The sequence below is a fragment of the Oceanobacillus sp. FSL W7-1281 genome (assembly GCF_037969835.1).
Taxonomy (GTDB): Bacteria; Bacillota; Bacilli; order Bacillales; family Amphibacillaceae; genus Oceanobacillus; species Oceanobacillus oncorhynchi.
Map to the genome: position 1 here is coordinate 1,703,985 of NZ_CP150214.1, position 19,970 is coordinate 1,723,954.

Sequence of the window (19,970 nt, forward strand, 5' to 3'; positions counted from 1 at the left end):
AATGCATTGCTTGCTGTCCGCATTATTCCCGTTATTCCTTTGATAATAGGTTATATAAAATTACAATGATAAAAGGCATTTTACTAGAAAAGCAGCACATCTTATAGTATTCTAGCGGAATAATTAACAGACTTTTCAATTAGATAGAGGGGATAAGAAATGGAGAACATTGTTTATTTTAATGAGATAACATGGCGCAGAAATGATCAGGAAATTTTACAGGATATTAATTGGCAAATTAAAGAGGGAGAGCATTGGGCGATTTTAGGTTTAAATGGATCAGGTAAAACCTCACTCTTAAATATTATTACTGGTTATAATTATCCGACGTCTGGGAAAATGACCGTGCTGGATCGGCTTTTTGGAAGAACAGATTTATCTGAATTACGAAAATCAATTGGCTATGTAAGCAGTGCGCTGGAGCGTTTTCAAGAGACAATCCAGCTGGAGCCGGTTGGAAATGTGATTGTCAGCGGTAAATTTGCTTCCTTTGGTATTTATGAAGAGGTATCTGAAGCGGATTGGCAGCAGGCTGATCAGATTCTTTCAGACCTTCGATTAGACTACTTAAAAGGGAAGAAATATCAAGTGCTTTCGCAAGGAGAAAGAAGAAGAGTTCTTATTGGCAGAGCATTAATGAGTAAACCGGAGATTTTGATTTTAGATGAACCCTGCTCCGGCTTAGATATTTTATCGCGTGAAGAAGTGCTGGAATTAATGGACGATATAAAAGCGAGTACGCACCTGCTTTATGTAACGCATCATATTGAAGAAATTACAGAAGCCATTTCTCATGTGGCCTTAGTTCGTGATGGGAAATTAGTAGCGACTGGAGAAAAGCAGGATGTTTTAACCGATGCTTTATTAAGTGAAACATTTAAAATCCCTGTTCAGGTACATTGGGGCGGAGGCAGACCCTGGTTAACGATTGAAAAAAGAAGGTAGCGGCTTGCATGACTTTTCCCTGTTTGAAGATATTTCTAATTTACTGGAAAAGGTGTATGATAAAGAAGAAGAAATTAGAAATGGGGGAAAATATAGTGAAAAGCAGATTGTTTAGGCTGATGGCTGTAGCCGCAGCTATCGTATTATTGCTGGGAGCCTGCAGCAATAATGATGAAGAAGCTCAAGAGCCAGCGCCAGAACCGGATGAACAGACAGAAGAAATCCCTGAATTAGAGGAAGAAGAAGCAGAAGAGGTATTACAAACCTACAAAGAAGCATTCCAAAATGTGATTGAAAATGCAGCGGAAGACAGAGAAGTAACGGATTTTAATTCTCTGGAAGAGCTTCAGGAGGAATTCTTGACCATTATGTCAGATGATTTAGCAGCAGACATGGTGGATACTTATTTTGAAGAGAATGAAGAGGGATCCATCTACATAGTTACTTCCGAAGAGCCTGTCTGGTTTGATGAAGAAGAAACGTATGAATTGAAGAAAACAGAAGATGATGTGTATGAAGTAGAGCAAGAACAGACAGATAATTTGCTTATCGTTACTTATTCTATTTCCTGGGATGAAGAGAAGTGGATTGTATCTGATGTAGAAACAGAGGATATTCCAGCTGAAGAAAATGATGGGGATGCTTCCAATAGTGAAGCGGATACGAATCAAAACGAACAGGAAAATGATACAGATAATGACACTGTAAATCAGGAAGCAGATGGAGCAGCAGAAGAAACAAATGAATCAACAGATGAAGATACAGCAAATAATGAAGCAAATGCAACGGAAGAAGAAAATGATCAGGTAAGTTCTGACAGTGAGGAAAATAATTCTGGCCAGGGCGATACAGATACCAGTGACCGTGATACTTCAGAAGATACCGATATGGATAACTCTGAGAGCAATCAGAATCCGGAATCAGAAGAGAACGAAGAAGAGAATACAGATGAAAATGCCTCATCGATTGATGCTGCAGCAGCTGAAAAATTAGTCAAAGAACACTTAAATATGGTCGATGATAGTTTAGAGGTTGTTACGAGTCATCAGGATGAAGAAGGAAACTATGTGGTGCAGGTATATGAGCTTGTTGATCAGGATGACGACTTAGCACATACCGCTACGTATGGATGGTATACGGTAGATCAGACTACCGGAGAAGTAAAAGAGACAGAATTCTAAATAAGAATAGATTAACAGCTGGTGGAATGTTCTGGAAAAAAAGTTTCGCCAGCTTTTTTCTTTTGAAGGAATAACATCTTACAAATAATTTAAGCTGTGTTTTAGCAAGAACAGCAGGTCTCATGTACAATGGAATAAAGGTATTTTTCATGCTGCATGGTAAAATGTTCCTCCAAGATTACTTTCTGTGCATCGAAGCGATTCCCTGTATTTCATATCCATACTGTCATGATTGGGTTGTTCAGACGAAAGCTGATATTACGCCCAGCTCATTAAAATGTTATTTCTTTCATTCGCTGTAGAATCCTATCAGAGCGCAGGCCAACCACGCAGACTCCTAAGTGGTTTGCAGGCTAAACCCGTGACTCCTGGGGTTGCGATTACTCACCCCATCGAAAAGCGTTGTCACAACGCCTGCACTTGCACGTCCTGGGACTGCGATTACTCGCCCCATCGAAAACATTTGTGCATCGCAGGGCGAGCTGAAGATCCACTTGAAAAGCGGTTTTCTTTTCAAGTTAGCTGAAGCCGTCCCCATGGCAGACTATGACCGCAACGTCCTGGGGTTGCGATTACTCACCCCATCGAAAACATTTGTTGCAACGTCTGCACTAGTACGTCCTGGGACTGCGATTACTCGTCCCATCGAAAACATTTGTACGTCGGAAAGCGGAGTGGTTGGTTGCAGGAGCTATGCACCATCACCAATTCCAAAGTGGCCGGATATTTAACCAAAATGCAAGTATGATAATGAAGAACATGTTCATCTTGGAATAGCAAGATATATTTGCTTATTCTTAGGTGCGAAAGTTGAGTTATTTATAAATATAATGGAGAACTTTAAACATATCGATGCAGTAAAATATGGATTTGGGAGGAGCGGAAATGGTGAAAAAAGTCGCTTTAATTATAAACCCGAACGCCGGAAAACAAAAGCTGGCACAACAATTAGATAAAATTCAATCTAGATTAACGGAAATATTTGAAGAGGTAACCATCTTTCAGACCGAGAAGGAAGGGGATGGAAAACGCTTTGTTGAAAAGCATGCAGAAGGAGTTGATTTACTGATTGCAGGCGGGGGAGATGGAACTGTTTTTGAAATCATGAATGCCATCGTTCCATTGAAAAACAGGCCAGTTTTCGCTATTTTGCCAGGCGGAACATGCAATGATTTTTCCCGGACGCTTGGCATCAGCCAAAAGCCATTAGAAGCGTTAGAGCAAATTATCATGCAGAAACGAATGCAGGTCGATGTAGGTAAATACGGTGAGAACTACTTTTTAAATTTCTGGGGAATTGGCATTATTACCAAGGTTGCTGAAGAAATGGATGAAGCAAATAAGCAGGTTTTTGGAAGAGTTTCTTACTATTTGAACACTTCAAAGCTTGCTTTCCAAAATGAAGCTTTTGGATTGAAATTACATAGCGAGGAATTCGATTACGACGAAAACGCAGAATTGCTGGTTATTGGAAATGGTTCCTTTCTCGGCGGAATTCAATCCTTCTTTCCGAATGCAGATGTAGAGGACGGAAAATTTGATGTCTTGATTGTCAAAGAAGCAAAACTGAAGTATTTAAAGAAATGGCTGGAAGCTAAGATACAGGATGATTATCCAGAAAATGAAAAAGACGATGATATTATTTATTTTCGGACAAACCGTTTAGAAGTATCAGCTTCCCCGGAGCAAAATATTGATTGTGATGGCGAATTTTTAAATAAAACACCAGCAACGATTGAAGTGCTCCCGAAACATTTGGATATGATTTATGGAGAGATGAAATAAAAACAAAAGCTGAAGGATAAGGGGACGCCTGCTCTAAATATAGAGGGAGGAGGTTCTTGTCCATCAGCTTTTTCTATCTTAACGTTTCAGCTTTTCCATCAGTTTATCCGCTTCCTTTGCAGAGGGGGTATAGCTGTTATTTTTCCAATGATTCCAGATTTCGGATATGAATAAAGCGATGAGAGATAGTACGGAAACAAGTTCTTCGTTCGACAAAGGAATGAGTTTGTAGCCTAAAAGCATGGCAGCTGTATTGATGAATACGATGATTAAAACAGCCAGCCGAATCCATTTATTATTTATTTTTGCCAGATTTTCACTCAAGAAAGAAACCTCCTTATTGTGACCATTTAAATTTACTTGCATCAAGGGCCATTAGATTATCCTTATATGTGACGTCGTCGCGTATGGTTTTGATGGGGAATTCCTCCAGCTCCAGCCCCTTTTTCCATTGCAGTACAGAGCGGAGTTTTATTTTATAACTATGGTTATTTGAAGATAATTATGAGCATAAAAGGCAATAAATAAGGCGGGATAGTAAATGGAGTTATCAAAAAAAGCTGCATGCATTGTTGTGATGCAGAGATATTAAAAAGACTGGAGGGGAATTTTTGGGGTTTTCCCCCCTGTTGGAAGCAGGAATCTTTGCAGTCTGTTGCACTGTACTCAAATATATAATAAAGACAAGGGAGATCTGTATTTTTACTACTTGACTCCCTTGTGTTTTGAGTGCAGAACGTAAGATAGGATATCGGTGAAAAAGAGAAGAAGGCTTAAAAAATAAGATAATGATTCATGACGCTATTCTTTGCAGTAATTAATTTCTGTCATAGCGAATAGGCTTCACGTTCCGAAGCATTAACAACCGGTTTTACGAAAGGAGAATAAGGTGTATGTTTATATTCATGTATGGTGTCGATAAATTTTTCCATCGTATTTGTTAAGTAGGTATCGGTCCGTCTGATAAAAACCGTTGATATATCACTGTACTTTTTGGGAATCGGATAACATTGAATGGTTCCTAATTCCTCCAGATGGCTGACTGCTGACTTAGAAACCAGGCTGATGCCGAGTCCTGATGCAACACCCCCCAGAATGGTGTCCAATGTCCCGAATTCCATAATTTTCGGATTCATTATCCCCTCGTCGTGCAGCCAGCCTTCCAGCCGCTCCCGGTAGCTGCATCCTGAATTGAAAACGAGTAAGGGCCTATTTTTTAATTCTTGATAGTCCGCTTTTCTGCTATCGGATATGATAACTAACTCTTCTTGGAAAACGTTAATTTGCTCCATTTCCGGGTGTTCGCCAAAGCCTGTAACAAAGGCGCCGTCCAGTTTATGCTTCCATACCTGGTTAATAAGATACTGAGATACGCCGGTTTTCAGTGTTAAATCCACATTGGGAAAGTTTTTATGATAGGCGGATAAAATCATCGGCAGCTTCATAATCGTTTCGATCGTACCAATCTCAAGCGTACCAGATGGGTGGGCAGAATCCCGAAAATCTTTATTCATTTCTTCTATCATAAATAATATCTTTTCTGTATAGCCCAGAAGCTTTTTTCCTTCTGAATTCACCGTAGTCCCTCTGCTGTGGCGATCAAATAACTGGGTTTGTAATTTTGCTTCCAATGATTTTATTCTGGCTGTGACGTGTGATTGAACATAATTAAGTTCATCTGCGGCTTTGCTGATACTCCCATTCTGGGCAACGCTTTGAAAAATTAACAAGTCTTTAATCTCCATTTCCAGCCTCCTCCAATTTCCATTCATTACTGGTGATAGCAGCTATCTTTTTAAATCATTATTCATGATTGCGATTTCATTTTATAATATACCTTAATAAGAAACAAGCTGAAATATTTGAAAATTAAGAGGAATTATTTTTTGGCCCGGATGATAGTGATGGTCGCAACCCTGGTGTTTGAAAACATGAAGATGAATAGCATGGTTTAGTTACTTCCGGATAAGGTATTTCTTAAAAAATGGATATTTCATTTCCTATAAATTTAAGGGAGGTTGTCAGATGACGAAACATTATGATGTCATTGTGGCTGGTGCAGGTTCGATGGGAATGGCTGCGGGGTATTATTTGGCGAGGCAGGGGGTGAAGGTCTTGCTCGTTGATTCCTATGATCCGCCGCATGATCAAGGGAGTCATTATGGGGAAACCAGAATTATTCGCCATGCTTATGGAGAAGGAAGAGAGTATGTGCCGCTTGCTCTTCGGGCACAGGAGCTTTGGAATGAGCTGGAAAAGAAAACCCATCATAAAATATTTACCCAGGTTGGAGCTGTGGGGTTTGGTCCTGAAAATAATGCGCCATTTATTGAGGAAGCAATTGCCAGCGGGAAAGAATACCATTTAAAGGTTGAGCAGCTCACAGGTACACAGATAAGAGAGCAATTTAGAGGGCTGCATGTTCCAGATAACTATAGCGGTTTTTTTGAGCCGGACTCAGGGATTTTATTTAGTGAAAATTGCACGCAGGCATATAAGGAGCTGGCTATACATCATGGAGCAGAAGTTTCATTTAATAATCCCATCAAAGATATCGAGGCCTATGAAGATACTGTCAAAGTGATTTCAGAAAAAGGTCTGTTCACTTCAGATAAGTTAATTATTAGTGCCGGTTCCTGGTGCGGGAAATTAGCTGACAAAGTAGGGTTAAAACTCCCCATTGTTCCAACAAGACAGCCTGTTGCCTGGTTTGAAGCAAATGAAGCTTTATTTAATTCAAATGTATTCCCTGCGTTTATGGTAGAGGTGCCAGCAGGTGATACAAGAGCTATTTATTACGGTTTTCCTACCTTTAATGGCTGCGGAGTAAAAGTGGGAAGACATGATTATGTTCATGCGATAGATCCAGACACAATGAATCGGGAATTCGGAACGGATGAAAACGACGAGGGGCATCTCCGGGAGTTTCTGAATCAGTTCATGCCGGAAGCATCCGGTCCCTTAAAGAAAGGGATGATTTGCTTATATACCAGAACGCCAGACGGTCACTTTATCATTGATAAACATCCTGGCTATCCCCATATCTCTATTGCTGCTGGGTTTTCAGGGCATGGTTTCAAGTTTGCAAGTGCAGTAGGAGAAATACTATCTCAATTAGCTGTGACTGGCGAAACAACGCATGATATTTCTATTTTTAAATTGAATCGCCCAAGTCTGAAGGATCCAATAACATAAAAAGAAACTTCATGTAACGGAAGCTTTACGGCCGATTCTCCATGATAGAATTCATAATCACCGAACAATAGATATGGAGAATAGAGGAGATTCTACTAAAATTATTATTTTGGGTTTACCAAATATTACAGCGGGAACAGTACCTGAAAAGAAAATTATAGCAGTGTAAATGATATAGACTCAGGGTTTAATGGCCAAAAGGAGATTGTAATCATATACTTTCCCTGTTCCTTTTTGAACGCCCTTTGTCATCAGTTTTACAGATGGGTCTTATCAATATTAGATATTTTACCTGCTGGCAATTAGAATCTATTATAGGAATAAATAGAAATTTTTTGAAAATCAGAACCTGCTTGATTATTAATTAAAAGGGGGGATTGAATTCACATTTTCCTATTATGACATCGCTTGCAATCGGTAGTTCAAACAAAAGATTGGAGGAATCATAAAGATGACAAATAAAGGCGTTGTGTATAAGGAACCGGGAGTAGTCGCAGTTGAAGAAATTGGATACCCAGATCTTGTCTTAAGGGATGGCCCCGGTGTCAATCCCCTGAATGTTGGCCGAAAATGTGAACATGGTGTTATTGTGAAAGTGGTTACAACGAATATATGCGGAAGTGACCAGCATATGGTTCGAGGCAGAACAACTGCCCCGTCCGGATTGGTTCTTGGTCATGAAATTACTGGAGAAGTCATTGAAACAGGTCGCGATGTGGAGTTTATTAAAAAAGGGGACTTTGTTTCCGTTCCGTTTAATATTGCTTGCGGGCGCTGCCGAAATTGCAAGCAGCAGGATACACATATTTGCGAGAATGTGAACCCGGATCGTCCCGGTTCCGCCTATGGATATGTGGATATGGGCGGCTGGGTTGGCGGCCAATCGGAATATGTAATGGTTCCTTATGCGGATTTTCAGCTGTTGAAATTTCCTGATAAAGATCAGGCAATGGAAAAAATCCTGGATTTAACGATGCTGTCTGATATCTTTCCAACCGGTTATCACGGGGCGGTAAGTGCAGGCGTAAAAACCGGATCAACAGTATATGTAGCAGGAGCGGGCCCTGTTGGATTGGCAGCTGCTCACTCTGCTCAATTACTTGGTGCGTCTGTTGTCATCGTTGGGGATATGATTGAAGAACGGCTTGCCCAGGCAAGAAGCTTTGGCTGCGAAACGGTAAACCTGCGGGAGCATGCTAATTTAGAAGAACAGATCGAACAAATTCTTGGAACACCAGAAGTGGATTGCGCAATTGATGCGGTTGGTTTTGAAGCGAGCGGCCATGGAGAAAATGCAGACGAAGCCCCAGCTACTGTATTAAATTCCATCATGGATATTACCCGGGCTGGCGGGCGTTTAGGTATTCCGGGACTCTATGTAACAGGAGACCCGGGTGCCAAAGATAAAGATGCACAGGAAGGCGCGTTAAAAATCCGGTTCGGTTTAGGCTTTGCCAAGGCGCATACCTTTGTAACCGGGCAAACACCTGTCATGAAATACCACAGAGATTTAATGCAGGCGATTTTAAGCGGAAAAGCACAGATTGCCAAAGCAGTCAATGCAACGGTTATTTCACTGGACGAAGCTCCTGCCGGGTATAAAGAGTTTGATGGTGGCGTCGCGAAGAAATTCGTCATTGACCCGCATGGTGCATTACGATAATTTTGGAGAATCATCTGCCTATTTTTTATAAGGAGGAATCATTTGATGACTAATGTAAATCTTGAATTAGCGAAAAAACTGATTGAGGGTGCTGAAAAAGAAGCTGAAAAAATTGGCGTTTCGATGGTTATATCGGTTGTCGATGAAGGCGGAAATCTCATTGCTGTACACCGGATGAATGACGCCTGGCTGGCCAGTATTGATATCGCACAAAATAAAGCCTGGACTTCCGTTGCGTTAAAAATGCCAACTTCTAATTTAGCAGAGGCAACAGTACCGCATGCAGAACTATACGGATTAAACACAACGAATAATGGACGGATTGTACTCTTCGGAGGAGGAATCCCATTAGTAGAGAATGATCAAGTTATCGGTGCTGTAGGCGTAAGCGGAAGCTCTGTAGAGCATGATATGCAGGTAGCGCAGGCAGCAGTGGATGTTTTTGAGAATAAATAATTTCGGCTCAGCTTATTATTTAAAAAAACACGCTTGCATAAATGAAAAAACTTTAGTATGATATTCTATAATTTATTCAAGAGAAGCGAAGAAGAGGACATGAATTACATGGAAGGTTCAAAGAGAGGAGAGCAGAAGGTGAAAGCTCTCTAAACAAGAAGCGTAATTTACCGCCTCCGAGCTGTGTCAGGGTGACAACTGATGCCGTGATATGCAACGTTACTGCAAAATGAAGCCGTCAATCAGCTTGACGGGAATTTGGGTGGAACCGCGAAGATAACACATTCGCCCCTTCTTAGGAAGGGGAGGATGTGTTTTTTTAATACAATAAAAAGCTTGGAACAATGAAAAGCGAAGAAGAGGACATGAATTACTTGGAAGGTTTAAAGAGAGGGGAGCAGAAGGTGAGAGCTTTCTAACCAAGAAGTGTAATTTACCGCCTCCGAGCTGCGTCAGGGTAACAACTGATGCCGTGATATGCAACGTTACTGCAAAATGAAGCTGCCAATCACTTGGCGGGAATCTGGGTGGAACCACGGAGAAGCATATTCGTCCCTTTGTATGAGAGGGAAGAGTATGTTTTTTTATTTGCCTAAAATGAAGAAGGAGTATGTAAAAAATGAAAAATGAAGTGAAAATTATATTTCCAGATGGAAGAGAAGGTAAGACAGACAAAGGAGTTTCCTTAAAAGAAATTGCTGAACAAATATCAAAAGGCTTAGCGAAGAAGGCTGTTGCTGGAAAAGTGAACGGCAAGCTGGTGGACGTAAGTTATCCTATTGCCGAAGAAAGTGCGATTGAATTGTTAACACTGGATTCAGACGAAGGACTGGAGGTCATGCGGCATTCTGCTGCACATATTTTAGCACAGGCTGTTGAGCGGCTTTATGGAAAAGGAAACGTTCAGTTTGGTATTGGTCCGGTGATTGAACATGGGTTCTATTATGATATGAAATGTCGGGAATCCATTACACAGGCAGATTTGGCGAAAATTGAAAAAGAGATGCAAAAGATTATACAGGAAAATCTTCCAATTTATTCGTATGAGTTATCCTTGGAAGCGGCGAAAGCGTATTTCAAAGAACGGAACCAGCCTTATAAGGTTGAACTGTTAGAAAGTATCCCGGCTGAGGAAGCAATCACAATCTATGAACAGGGAGATTTCTCTGATTTATGCCGGGGCCCTCATTTACCGTCTACCGGGTTCGTGAAGGCATTTCGTCTTACAAGTCTGGCAGGAGCATACTGGCGGGGCGACAGTAATAATGAGATGCTGCAGCGTATTTACGGCATTGCCTTTGCGAAGAAAAAAGATGTAGATGCGCATTTGCATTTCTTAGAGGAAGCAGAGAAAAGAGATCATCGTAAATTAGGAAAGCAGCTGGAGCTGTTTATGTTTTCTGAAGATGCGCCTGGCATGCCGTTCTATTTGCCGAATGGCCAAATTATCCGTCAGGAGCTTGAACAGTTTTCCAGAGAAGCACAATTAAAAGCAGGCTATCAGGAAGTGCGTACACCGCTTTTGATGAACCAACAGCTTTGGGAAGAATCTGGTCATTGGGATCACTATCAGGAAAATATGTATTTTTCGGAAGTAGATCATACTAATTTTGCATTAAAGCCGATGAATTGTCCGGGACATATGCTGGTTTATAAACAAAAGCTGCGTTCTTATCGTGATTTGCCGATCAGGCTGGCTGAGTTCGGCCAAGTCCATCGTCATGAATACAGCGGCGCTTTAAATGGATTGCTCCGGGTCCGTACTTTCTGTCAGGATGATGCCCATATTTTTGTAAGGGAAGATCAGGTAGAGGCGGAAATGGAAAGAGCCATTCGCTTAATTGATGAGATTTATGGGGTGTTTGGCTTCAGCTATGCGGTTGAATTATCTACGCGCCCAGAAAAATCAATGGGAGAAGATGCTGCTTGGGAGGCCTCAGAGCAGGCATTAGAAAATGTGTTAGAGCGGATGGAGCTGCCTTACCAAGTAAATGAAGGAGACGGTGCATTTTATGGCCCGAAAATTGATTTTCATATCAAAGATGCCTTGGGACGCAGTCATCAATGCGCGACACTCCAGCTTGATTTTCAAATGCCGGAAAAATTTGATTTAACTTATGTCAATGCAGAAAATGAAAAGCTGCGCCCTGTTGTTATACACCGGGCAATTTATGGATCCATCGATCGCTTTTTGGGCATTCTGATTGAACATTTTGCAGGTGCTTTTCCTGCTTGGCTGGCTCCTGTTCAGGCTATTATTTTACCAGTTTCTTCTGTTCATCATTCCTATGCAAATCAATTAATAGATACTTTTAAAGAAGCAGGTATCCGTATCGAAGCAGATTATCGGGAAGAAAAGCTGGGACTAAAATTAAGAGAAGCACAGATGAAAAAAATACCGTATATTTTTGTTGCTGGTGACGAAGAAGAAGAGAACCAGACAATAAACGTCCGAAAATATGGAGAAAAGCAGAGTCAGAGCTTATCGGCGATAGACGTACAGAAACATCTTGAAAAAGAAATTGCGGAAAAGCGCGCCTGATTTTACAGAATTAGGAGTTTTAAACTAGATATCTTTGAGTAATTACTGTCCATTCTTTTTCCTTTCGTATAAAATGGAGGTATCATCTATAACTAAGGGAGATGAGTGAGGATGACAATTACATTTAAGGAAATTGACAGCTCGAACTATAAAAAATGCTCGCTATTAAAGGTGAATGATAATCAAAAAGATTTTGTAGCTCCTAATTGGTATTCTGTTTTGGAAGCAGTATATGAAGTGGAAGAGAAACATCCCTATGCAATTTATCATGAGGAGGAAATGGTCGGGTTTCTCATGTTCTGTTATTACCCGGCAGATGATATTTATGATAAGGATTCATGGTGGATGGAACGATTTATGATTGCGAAGGATTTTCAAGGGAAAGGATATGGAAAAGCTTCTTTAAAGAAATTTATAGAAGACTTTCAAAGAGATTATCCGGAAGAAGAATTACGCACCTCTGCTGTAAAAGAAAATCATGTAGCCACCACCTTATATGAACATAGCGGCTTCCAGCGGACCGGTGAATTTGTTGAAGAAGAAGCAGTGCTGTTGTTAGAAGCAAAATAAGTATTTTTCATGAAAGCCGATGATTTCATATAGTCATCGGCTTTTTACCACAACAGCATCTGGACAAGGAAAGAATGATAAAAGGGCAGTGCCAAAGTGAAAAAAGTAACAGGAGGTTTTACGGTGGATTGGTTTCAACGTTTAAACGGATATTTTCCAGTGGAAGAAATGAAAGCGGAAGAGCAATTGAAAGCTTTGCTGAAGGACAAGCCAAATCATTATCATAAGGATGAAAGTGATTTGCACATTATGATGTATGCGGAGGATGCCGATTTTGTTTTTGTTGACTTTTTATGGGTTTCTGAAAATGCCCGGGGGAAAGGGATAGGTAAAAAATTGATCCAACAGTTAAAAAACAAACAGAAAACGATTATTTTGGAAGTAGAGCCAGTCGATGAAAGGGATGAAGATACAGAGAAACGCCTGCGTTTTTATTTCCGTGAAGGCTTTAAGGTTTCAGAAAGGATTTCTTATCGATTCCAGGCATTAGTATCTCATACAGAAATAGAATTGGATATTATGTATTGGGATGAACAAGGAAAAACAGATGAACAATTATTGGAGCATATGATAACTATTTATGAGGAAATCCATTCATACAAGCAGAAAGAAATCTACGGGTTTGATCCGAAGCTGACAAGCGATGTTTTGAGATTAAAGGCTTAACATGAGAACTGTCTTACATTGTTTTGGAACGAGAACTGTATTTGCTATGAAAGAAAATATAGAAATGGATTCCGTCTTAATATGTTTTAAAATGAAATAAAACAGTAAAAAATTTCTTTATCGCACCTATCCAAAAGCATATAAATTCATTCACCGGGCATAATAACCTTGATAAATTTATGGAAAGGGGTTTGTCTGATGAGCCAATTAACGCAAACAGAACTGGAAACATTGCGTAAGGTTATTGGAGAGCATGGAATGATTGTGAATAAGCTGGAGGCCTATGCTGAACAGGCACAGGATCCGGAATTTAAATCAATCCTGCAATTTGATGCACAGGATGCTCGCAATGCGCAGCAACAATTAATGTCATTTTTACAACAATAGGAAGGTGATTTGAAAATGTTTCAGGATAAAGAGATGGTAAATGATTATTTAAATGGTCTTAATGCAAGTTTGAAAGGTTACGCCGGTTATATTTCTGAATCGAATAACCCTGCGTTGCGCCAAAAATTTGTAGAACTAAGAAACCGGGATGAAGCACGCCAATTAAAAGTATACCAATATGCATTGCAGCATGGTTATTATCAGCCTGGTCAAACGGCAACTCCTCAAGAAGTACAGCAAGTGCAAACAGAATTATCTCAGAGCAGCTAATAGCTGGAAAGAGCGTGTGTACAGCATAAAGTACAGTTTCAGAATGCCTGAGTGTGTTACAAACTATCCATTATAAAAACGAGAAGTCTATATATTTCATAGGCTTCTCGTTTTAGTCATACTTTTTATTTTTTAGATCCAGCCTTTACGATATGCTAACAGCATCGCATTCGTCCGATCATTAACATTTAACTTGCGTAAAACGGTGGTTACATGGTTTTTCACTGTTTTATCAGAGATTTCTAAGTTGTTGGCGATAATTTCATTGTTGTTTCCTCTGGATATTTCAAGTAAGACATCCCATTCCCGTTTGGTAAGAAGGCCATCCGGACGGGACTGTAACGTAGAAGATAGCGTTAAAAATTCATCGTGTAATGCCTTAGCTAATTCGGGGTAAACATAAATGCATCCTTCATTAATAAAGCGGATTCCTGATATGATTTCATTCAGGCTCATATTTTTAACAAAATATCCATCTATATCAAATTCATACAAGCGGATAATATCCTTCATATGCAAATTAGGCAGGATGATTGCTAGTTTCACATCCTTTAACTGTTCCTGTTCGAGAATGCGTGTAATATCGTTGTATTGATAAATTGGAATCATAATTAAATCCGGTATATTTGATGAATCAAGTTGAAAATCATCCAAATCTCTTAAAGATAGGATTGAAATATTTAAATTTGTTTTTTCAGATAACGTAAATGCGTCAATAAAATTCAAAGTTGAATTCGAAGTTGGTGTCATACTCAATATTATCCTCTCCTGTCATTTGAGCAAGTATTTTCGTGATGTCAATATAAAATGAATAATTATGCGATGTTGATTCTTGAAGCTGACTTACAGGTTTCGACTAATCTGTTCGAGCTTTTAATACTATAAGGGCAGGGATATGGATTTTCAACTTATTCATGATGAAACCTATCTTCAAATATAGCATAGGATTGTATGAAATAAAATCTTGTAATAGTTTTTTAATAAAAAATGATAATTAAATCCCGGTTTAAAAAAGAAAAAGTACCTACCTATGCATGAATATCCAAGTAATATACTAATTATAAAACGAAATGTAGTTCAAAGGGTACGTTTTTTAATCTATTTTCCAATATCAGGTTGAACCAGGAAATATAACAGCAGTTATTTTTCACCACAATTAGTCATTATCCGTCATAATCAATCATGAGAAGCAAGGTCATTTAAATTGTGACAAATTAAGCTGCCATGTAAGTTAATAGAGCTATTTGTAAAGCTGAATTCCGGAAAAATAAATGTCCAGGGCATGCTGGTGTCTGGAGGTACATAAACCCTTTCTAAAGTGAATGTCTTTTCGGCTTTTACTGCGTCGTCTTCTACGTATTTTAGTGTGGTGTTTCCAAAGGAATACGCTTGGCTGCTATAATTATTAATTAAAACAGTAACCAATAAATCAGACCGGTGATTTCTTGCTTGCCATAAAGGGGTAAATGTCATTTGTTTTCCAGCAGTATTTGGCAGCACGAATCGTTGGAACGTTTGTTCAATTTTACGACGGTCCTTATCGGGAAGCGCTTCATCCCATTTGGGGTCAAAAACAAGGTTCATAACAAATCCTCCTTAAGATACCTTGATTATATAAGATTCGAGCATAGAAATAAATTTTTAGCGTTTCTTTTGAAAAAAAATATAATTCCTTATACACTTGTGGTACGATGAATGAGGTAAAATACTAGTTCGCTATTGATACAGGGAGGTTATAACATGGAAGAAGAAAATTTAGAACAAGAACCGGTGAAGCAGGAGGATATTGCTGAGGTCGGTGAAACGATTAGTATTGTTCGCGGTGAATATAAAGGTAAGAAAGCAGAAGTGCTTATTATCCGCGAGAATTCAGTTATTGTCCGTATCGGAAATCACCCATCTACAGGGGAACCGATCAAAACCGTAGTTAACCATAAAAATTACAAGAGAAAATAGTTTCGATATAATAAAAAGCTCTGGCATCGCAATGATGCCAGAGCTTTTTTATATATTAGAAAAAGAGGCAAGTTCAACATTTGTCGAACTCGCCCCTTGAAAATCCAGGTATGGATTCTTTCTTATTTGGAAACTGGTTTTTTCCATATACCAAGTATTAACGCTGAGATAACTGTACCAATAAGTAATGATAGTAAGAAGAACCACCATGCATTACCTAAGAAAACAACGAAAATACCGCCATGTGGTGCTGGAATGGTACTATGGAAGAATTGAGTCAATCCTCCAGCGATTGCAGCACCGATAACAGATGAGGTAATCACGCGTAATGGATCAGCAGCTGCGAATGGAATAGCGCCTTCTGTAACAAAGGATAGCCCCATTATATAATTCGCTGTTCCAGATTTACGCTCATCTGGGGTGAATTTATTTTTAAAGAACGTTGTTGCCAGAGCGATTGCTAATGGAGGAACCATACCACCAATCATGGCAGCTGCCATAAATGCTCCATCTCCTGTATCATTAAAGATTCCGATAGAGAAAGTATAAGCAGCTTTATTAAATGGCCCACCCATATCGATAGCCATCATGCCGCCAAGAAGGATACCGAGTATAACAATATTTCCTGTTCCCATACCTTCAAGGAAACTAAGGATGAAACTATTTAGCTTAGAAAAAACTGGTCCAATTGCAAAGTACATTGCTGTTCCTGTGGCAAGTAATCCGAGCACAGGATATAATAAAATGGGTTTAAGGCTTGCTAAAGACTGTGGCAGGTCTTTTAATAAGTGTTTGATTAATACGACCAAGTAACCAGCTACAAAACCGCCAATAAGACCGCCGATAAAACCGGCATCACTCTGTACTGCCATCATACCAGCTACAATACCAGGCATTAAACCAGGTCTGTCGCCAATACTCATGGCGATATAACCAGCAAGAATTGGAATTAAGAAATTAAATGCTGTATCTCCAACACTGTTAAAGAATAAGAAGAATTCTGATTCACTTCCTAAGAAACTTTCAAACAGGAAGGAAATAGCCATTAAAATTCCGCCGCCAATAACAAATGGAAGCATGTGGGAAATTCCGTTCATTAAATCTTTATAGATTTTCCCCCAAGCGGATTGCTTTTCGTACTCTCCATCGTCATCCGATTTTTCACCGGAGTCACGATAAACGGGCGCATCCTGTGTAGATGCTTTGGTAATTAGTTCTTCTGCTTTTTTAATGCCGTCTACAACCGGTCGCTCAACAACGTGTTTGCCATCAAAACGTGCCATTTCTACTTTTTTGCTGGCAGCAATGATAACGCCGGAAGCACGCTCGATGTCTTCGTTTGTTAAATGGTTTTTCGTACCATCTGAACCGTTTGTTTCTACTTTGATGTCTACATTCATTTCTTTTGCTTTTTTCTTGAGAGCATCCTCTGCCATATAGGTATGGGCAATACCAGTAGGACAAGCCGTTACTGCTACGACGAAAGGTTTTTCATCACTGCTGGCTGAACTGCCTGATTCGGGCGCCTCTGCTTTTTCCTCCGCAGCATCCTCTTGTGTTGCATCAAGGAACAGCTGCTGCACTTCATCAGGTGTAGATGCTTCCTTCAGCTTTGCTACAAAGACAGGTTCCATTAACAGTTTGGAAAGAGCAGCCAGTGTTTGTAAGTGCGTGTCATTTCCGCCTTCAGGGACAGCAATCATAAAGAAAAGGTGCGCAGGCTGTCCATCTAAGGAATTATAATCTACTCCATTTTTACTTTTGGCAAATAGGACAGTAGGTTCGGTTACTGCTTTTGTTTTTGCATGCGGCATCGCAATCCCGTCACCTAATCCGGTAGAGGACTGTTCTTCGCGAGCCAATATAGCTTCTTTAAATGATTCCTGCTCTGTTAAGACATTATGCTTATAAAGGTTTGCAATCATTTCATCTATTGCTGCTTCTTTGGATGAAGCTTGAAGGTCAAGAAGCATGACGTCTTTTTTCAATAGATCGGTGACGTTCATCTCTTCGTTTGTTTCTTCAGCTGCTTCCTCTTCCGGAGCGTCCTCTTCTTTGGTTGCTTCTGCGAAAAGCGCTTGTACTTCATCCGGAGTGCTTGCTTCTTTTAATTTACCTGTGAAATCCGGTTCCATCAAAAGACGGGATAGCGCTGCGATGGTTTGTAAGTGTGTATCACTTCCATCATCCGGAACAGCAATCATAAAGAAGAGGTGGGCAGGCTGTCCATCTAAGGAATCATAATCGATTCCTGCCTCACTTTTAGCGAATAAGACAGTAGGTTGGGTTACTGCCGCTGTTTTCGCATGCGGCATGGCGATTCCGTCACCGAGGCCGGTGGAGGATTGGTCTTCGCGAGCCAGGATAGCTTCTTTAAATGATGCTTGTTCTGTTATAATGCCATTTTTATAAAGACTTGAAATCATTTCATCAATGACAGCTTCTTTCGATGTGCCTTGAAGGTTTAAAATCATAACATCTTTTTTTAATAAATCGGTTACCTGCATGTTTCTCATCCTTTCTATTTAAAAATTAAATGGTTTCTACTTGGATTTGGGAACGCAGCTTTTCAATGGCTTCTGCAGTAGCCAGGTCTTCTGAAAAAGCAGTAGCGCTGCCAGAAGCAACTGCTGTTTTAAATGATTCGGCCGGATCTCCCGATTTTAAGAAGGAGCTGATAAATCCTGCAACCATGGAGTCGCCGGCACCTACGGAGTTAATCAGCTTTCCTTTTGGTGCTTTTGCTTTATAGTTTCCCTGTTTCGTGATAAGTAATGCACCATCTCCACCCATGGAAATAATCACGTGTTTTGCCCCTCTTTCTAAGAGCTTTTTCCCGTAAGCGATGACTTCTTCATCTGTTTGCAGCTTCACATCAAATAATGCTTCCAGCTCATGAATATTCGGCTTCACTAATAACGGCTGGTAGCTCAAGGATGCTTCAAGGGCAGCACCTGTTGTATCAATCGCAAACGCAGCACCTTGATCGGTTGCTCTTTGGATTAATTGCTCATAGAAGTTGTCTGGAAGGGAAGGGGGCTTGCTTCCGGATAAAATTACCGTATCTCCATCCTTCACTTCTTCAAATTGCTTCAGGAACCTTGCCACTTCTTCATCCGATAAAGCAGGACCGCGTCCATTTATTTCGGTTTCCTGATCAGCTTTCAGCTTAATATTGATGCGGGTATCTTCCTGGATATTAACAAAGTTTGTCCGAACATCTAATTCGTCTAAAGCATCTTCAATAAATTTTCCGGTAAAGCCTCCGACAAATCCAAGAGCAACAGCGTCTGCCCTGAGTGCCTTTAAAATTCGTGATACATTGATGCCTTTTCCGCCGGGGAGCTTATAATCATTATTCATATAACTCAGCCCGCCTAAATCCAATTTGTCGACCGGAACAATATAGTCAATCGATGGATTTAAAGTGATTGTATAGATCATCTAATCTACCTCCAAAATAGTTGTGTGATTTAAATAGGGTTGGTGAATCGTTGATATTTTATCCGTAATAAACGTTACATCCGAGAAATTACATATTTTTGCGAAACTGACTTTGTTCCATTTACTGTCATCTGCAAGAAAATATGTGTCTGAAGCTCTTTCAATAGCAAGCTGTTTCATTGTTGCTTCCTCCGGATCCGGCGTGGTACAGCCATATGTCATATCAATGCTGTCTACGCCGAGAAAGGCTTTAGTGAATTGATAATTCATTAAAGAATGTTGACTTGGCGCGCCCACCATTGCTTTTGTGGAATGCTTTAATTTACCGCCTACGAGATAGGCTTCAATTTGTCTGTCTGCAAGCATCGAAGCATGGGCAATACCGTTTGTTACAACGGTAATCGACAAATTAGCAAGATGCGGTATCATCTCCAGTGTTGTCGTCCCTGCATCTAAATAAATCACATCATTCTCTTCTAAAAGGGAGGCAGCATGCCTTCCTATATTTTTCTTTTGTTGACTGTTTTTGACTGTTTTCTCCTGATAGGTCAATTCCGCTCCAAATGTAGCGTTCAATTTTGCTCCGCCGTGGATGCGGAGCAGGAGCCCTTTTTCTTCTAGATGAGCAAGATCCCTACGTATAGTGGACTCAGAGCAGTTAAGTCTCTCGATTAAATCTACAGACTTAACTACACCGCTTTCATTTAGACGATGTAAAATAAATTGATGGCGTTCATCTGTCAGCATTACTTTCACCTCTTAATGATAGAATATCATCAAATTCAGTCGGAAACAACCAAAAACGTTCATTTTCATCGGAAAGATAAACATTCAGAAAAAAATAATTATTGACGCAAAAAAGAAATGGGTTTATGATAAATAGCACTTTCTGTTTAGAATTAAATAACAT

The 19,970-nt window shown here is 40.0% G+C and carries 19 protein-coding genes and 1 pseudogene; 12 read left to right on the forward strand and 8 right to left on the reverse strand.

Annotated features, from left to right (window positions below; all coding sequences use genetic code 11):
* Nucleotides 1-159 precede the first annotated feature (159 nt).
* The 3 genes from MKX55_RS08510 (at nucleotide 160) to MKX55_RS08520 (ending at nucleotide 3,911) form a co-directional block, all read left to right on the forward strand.
* A complete protein-coding gene (locus MKX55_RS08510) occupies nucleotides 160-945 on the forward strand; it encodes an ABC transporter ATP-binding protein (RefSeq protein ID WP_339237604.1) in 786 nt (261 codons plus the stop codon).
* Between the two features lie 95 nt (nucleotides 946-1,040).
* On the forward strand, nucleotides 1,041-2,126 hold the full coding sequence (locus MKX55_RS08515) for a hypothetical protein (protein ID WP_339237606.1): 1,086 nt from the start codon (nucleotides 1,041-1,043) through the stop codon (nucleotides 2,124-2,126).
* A gap of 885 nt (nucleotides 2,127-3,011) precedes the next feature.
* Complete coding sequence (locus MKX55_RS08520; protein ID WP_339237608.1) at nucleotides 3,012-3,911, forward strand: diacylglycerol kinase family protein; 900 nt, start codon at nucleotides 3,012-3,014, stop codon at nucleotides 3,909-3,911.
* A gap of 78 nt (nucleotides 3,912-3,989) precedes the next feature.
* Here MKX55_RS08520 and MKX55_RS08525 read toward each other — a convergent pair whose 3' ends face one another.
* Both MKX55_RS08525 and MKX55_RS08530 read right to left on the reverse strand, forming a co-directional pair.
* A complete protein-coding gene (locus tag MKX55_RS08525; protein ID WP_042533332.1) occupies nucleotides 3,990-4,235 on the reverse strand; it encodes a phage holin in 246 nt (81 codons plus the stop codon).
* A gap of 503 nt (nucleotides 4,236-4,738) precedes the next feature.
* Nucleotides 4,739-5,656, reverse strand: a complete 918-nt coding sequence (locus MKX55_RS08530; protein ID WP_339237612.1) for a LysR family transcriptional regulator — start codon at nucleotides 5,654-5,656, stop codon at nucleotides 4,739-4,741.
* Between the two features lie 280 nt (nucleotides 5,657-5,936).
* Here MKX55_RS08530 and solA point away from each other — a divergent pair, with 280 nt between their 5' ends.
* The 8 genes from solA (at nucleotide 5,937) to MKX55_RS08570 (ending at nucleotide 13,660) form a co-directional block, all read left to right on the forward strand.
* Nucleotides 5,937-7,106, forward strand: coding sequence for an N-methyl-L-tryptophan oxidase (solA, locus tag MKX55_RS08535; protein WP_339237614.1), 1,170 nt, complete (start codon nucleotides 5,937-5,939; stop codon nucleotides 7,104-7,106).
* A gap of 451 nt (nucleotides 7,107-7,557) precedes the next feature.
* Nucleotides 7,558-8,769: a formaldehyde dehydrogenase, glutathione-independent gene (gene fdhA / locus MKX55_RS08540; RefSeq protein ID WP_193065108.1), complete on the forward strand. Its 1,212-nt coding sequence runs from the start codon at nucleotides 7,558-7,560 to the stop codon at nucleotides 8,767-8,769.
* Nucleotides 8,770-8,814: 45 nt separating this feature from the next.
* Entirely contained in the window at nucleotides 8,815-9,225 is a 411-nt protein-coding gene (locus tag MKX55_RS08545) for a heme-binding protein (protein ID WP_193065109.1), read from the forward strand.
* Nucleotides 9,226-9,844: 619 nt separating this feature from the next.
* On the forward strand, nucleotides 9,845-11,767 hold the full coding sequence (gene thrS / locus MKX55_RS08550; protein WP_339237619.1) for a threonine--tRNA ligase: 1,923 nt from the start codon (nucleotides 9,845-9,847) through the stop codon (nucleotides 11,765-11,767).
* Nucleotides 11,768-11,878: 111 nt separating this feature from the next.
* Nucleotides 11,879-12,337 (forward strand): GNAT family N-acetyltransferase, encoded by a 459-nt coding sequence (locus MKX55_RS08555; RefSeq protein WP_339237621.1) that lies wholly within the window; start codon nucleotides 11,879-11,881, stop codon nucleotides 12,335-12,337.
* Nucleotides 12,338-12,460: 123 nt separating this feature from the next.
* Nucleotides 12,461-13,003 carry a GNAT family N-acetyltransferase gene (locus tag MKX55_RS08560; protein ID WP_339237623.1) on the forward strand — a complete coding sequence of 181 codons (543 nt, stop codon included), beginning with the start codon at nucleotides 12,461-12,463 and terminating at the stop codon, nucleotides 13,001-13,003.
* A 198-nt stretch (nucleotides 13,004-13,201) separates the two neighbouring features.
* Nucleotides 13,202-13,390 carry a hypothetical protein gene (locus MKX55_RS08565; protein ID WP_339184058.1) on the forward strand — a complete coding sequence of 63 codons (189 nt, stop codon included), beginning with the start codon at nucleotides 13,202-13,204 and terminating at the stop codon, nucleotides 13,388-13,390.
* Nucleotides 13,391-13,405: 15 nt separating this feature from the next.
* Nucleotides 13,406-13,660: a spore coat protein gene (locus tag MKX55_RS08570; RefSeq protein WP_339238471.1), complete on the forward strand. Its 255-nt coding sequence runs from the start codon at nucleotides 13,406-13,408 to the stop codon at nucleotides 13,658-13,660.
* Nucleotides 13,661-13,792: 132 nt separating this feature from the next.
* Here the strand turns inward: MKX55_RS08570 and MKX55_RS08575 are convergent, their stop codons facing one another.
* Entirely contained in the window at nucleotides 13,793-14,410 is a 618-nt protein-coding gene (locus MKX55_RS08575; protein WP_339185170.1) for a response regulator transcription factor, read from the reverse strand.
* A 426-nt stretch (nucleotides 14,411-14,836) separates the two neighbouring features.
* Nucleotides 14,837-15,244: an SLAP domain-containing protein gene (locus tag MKX55_RS08580; protein WP_339184060.1), complete on the reverse strand. Its 408-nt coding sequence runs from the start codon at nucleotides 15,242-15,244 to the stop codon at nucleotides 14,837-14,839.
* Between the two features lie 156 nt (nucleotides 15,245-15,400).
* Here MKX55_RS08580 and MKX55_RS08585 point away from each other — a divergent pair, with 156 nt between their 5' ends.
* Nucleotides 15,401-15,616 carry a DUF2187 family protein gene (locus MKX55_RS08585; protein ID WP_042533352.1) on the forward strand — a complete coding sequence of 72 codons (216 nt, stop codon included), beginning with the start codon at nucleotides 15,401-15,403 and terminating at the stop codon, nucleotides 15,614-15,616.
* Between the two features lie 122 nt (nucleotides 15,617-15,738).
* Here MKX55_RS08585 and MKX55_RS08590 read toward each other — a convergent pair whose 3' ends face one another.
* The 4 genes and pseudogenes from MKX55_RS08590 to MKX55_RS08605 form a co-directional block, all read right to left on the reverse strand.
* Nucleotides 15,739-17,622 carry a fructose-specific PTS transporter subunit EIIC gene (locus MKX55_RS08590; RefSeq protein ID WP_339238473.1) on the reverse strand — a complete coding sequence of 628 codons (1,884 nt, stop codon included), beginning with the start codon at nucleotides 17,620-17,622 and terminating at the stop codon, nucleotides 15,739-15,741.
* A gap of 69 nt (nucleotides 17,623-17,691) precedes the next feature.
* Nucleotides 17,692-18,132, reverse strand: a pseudogene (locus MKX55_RS08595) (fructose PTS transporter subunit IIA); the annotation flags it as partial.
* Nucleotides 18,133-18,148: 16 nt separating this feature from the next.
* A complete protein-coding gene (pfkB, locus tag MKX55_RS08600; RefSeq protein WP_042533354.1) occupies nucleotides 18,149-19,060 on the reverse strand; it encodes a 1-phosphofructokinase in 912 nt (303 codons plus the stop codon).
* Complete coding sequence (locus tag MKX55_RS08605) at nucleotides 19,061-19,807, reverse strand: DeoR/GlpR family DNA-binding transcription regulator (RefSeq protein ID WP_042533356.1); 747 nt, start codon at nucleotides 19,805-19,807, stop codon at nucleotides 19,061-19,063.
* Between the last annotated feature and the right edge of the window lie 163 nt (nucleotides 19,808-19,970).

Excerpts from the sequence above, each read along its gene's own strand:
- MKX55_RS08590 (WP_339238473.1), bottom strand. The coding sequence starts at position 17,622 with ATGAACGTCACCGATCTATTGAAAAAAGACGTCATGCTTCTTGACCTT.
- MKX55_RS08530 (WP_339237612.1), bottom strand. The coding sequence starts at position 5,656 with ATGGAGATTAAAGACTTGTTAATTTTTCAAAGCGTTGCCCAGAATGGG.
- thrS (WP_339237619.1), top strand. The coding sequence starts at position 9,845 with ATGAAAAATGAAGTGAAAATTATATTTCCAGATGGAAGAGAAGGTAAG.
- solA (WP_339237614.1), top strand. The coding sequence starts at position 5,937 with ATGACGAAACATTATGATGTCATTGTGGCTGGTGCAGGTTCGATGGGA.
- MKX55_RS08570 (WP_339238471.1), top strand. The coding sequence starts at position 13,406 with ATGTTTCAGGATAAAGAGATGGTAAATGATTATTTAAATGGTCTTAAT.
- MKX55_RS08605 (WP_042533356.1), bottom strand. The coding sequence starts at position 19,807 with ATGCTGACAGATGAACGCCATCAATTTATTTTACATCGTCTAAATGAA.
- fdhA (WP_193065108.1), top strand. The coding sequence starts at position 7,558 with ATGACAAATAAAGGCGTTGTGTATAAGGAACCGGGAGTAGTCGCAGTT.
- MKX55_RS08585 (WP_042533352.1), top strand. The coding sequence starts at position 15,401 with ATGGAAGAAGAAAATTTAGAACAAGAACCGGTGAAGCAGGAGGATATT.
- MKX55_RS08575 (WP_339185170.1), bottom strand. The coding sequence starts at position 14,410 with ATGACACCAACTTCGAATTCAACTTTGAATTTTATTGACGCATTTACG.
- MKX55_RS08580 (WP_339184060.1), bottom strand. The coding sequence starts at position 15,244 with ATGAACCTTGTTTTTGACCCCAAATGGGATGAAGCGCTTCCCGATAAG.
- MKX55_RS08520 (WP_339237608.1), top strand. The coding sequence starts at position 3,012 with ATGGTGAAAAAAGTCGCTTTAATTATAAACCCGAACGCCGGAAAACAA.
- MKX55_RS08565 (WP_339184058.1), top strand. The coding sequence starts at position 13,202 with ATGAGCCAATTAACGCAAACAGAACTGGAAACATTGCGTAAGGTTATT.
- MKX55_RS08510 (WP_339237604.1), top strand. The coding sequence starts at position 160 with ATGGAGAACATTGTTTATTTTAATGAGATAACATGGCGCAGAAATGAT.
- pfkB (WP_042533354.1), bottom strand. The coding sequence starts at position 19,060 with ATGATCTATACAATCACTTTAAATCCATCGATTGACTATATTGTTCCG.
- MKX55_RS08555 (WP_339237621.1), top strand. The coding sequence starts at position 11,879 with ATGACAATTACATTTAAGGAAATTGACAGCTCGAACTATAAAAAATGC.
- MKX55_RS08545 (WP_193065109.1), top strand. The coding sequence starts at position 8,815 with ATGACTAATGTAAATCTTGAATTAGCGAAAAAACTGATTGAGGGTGCT.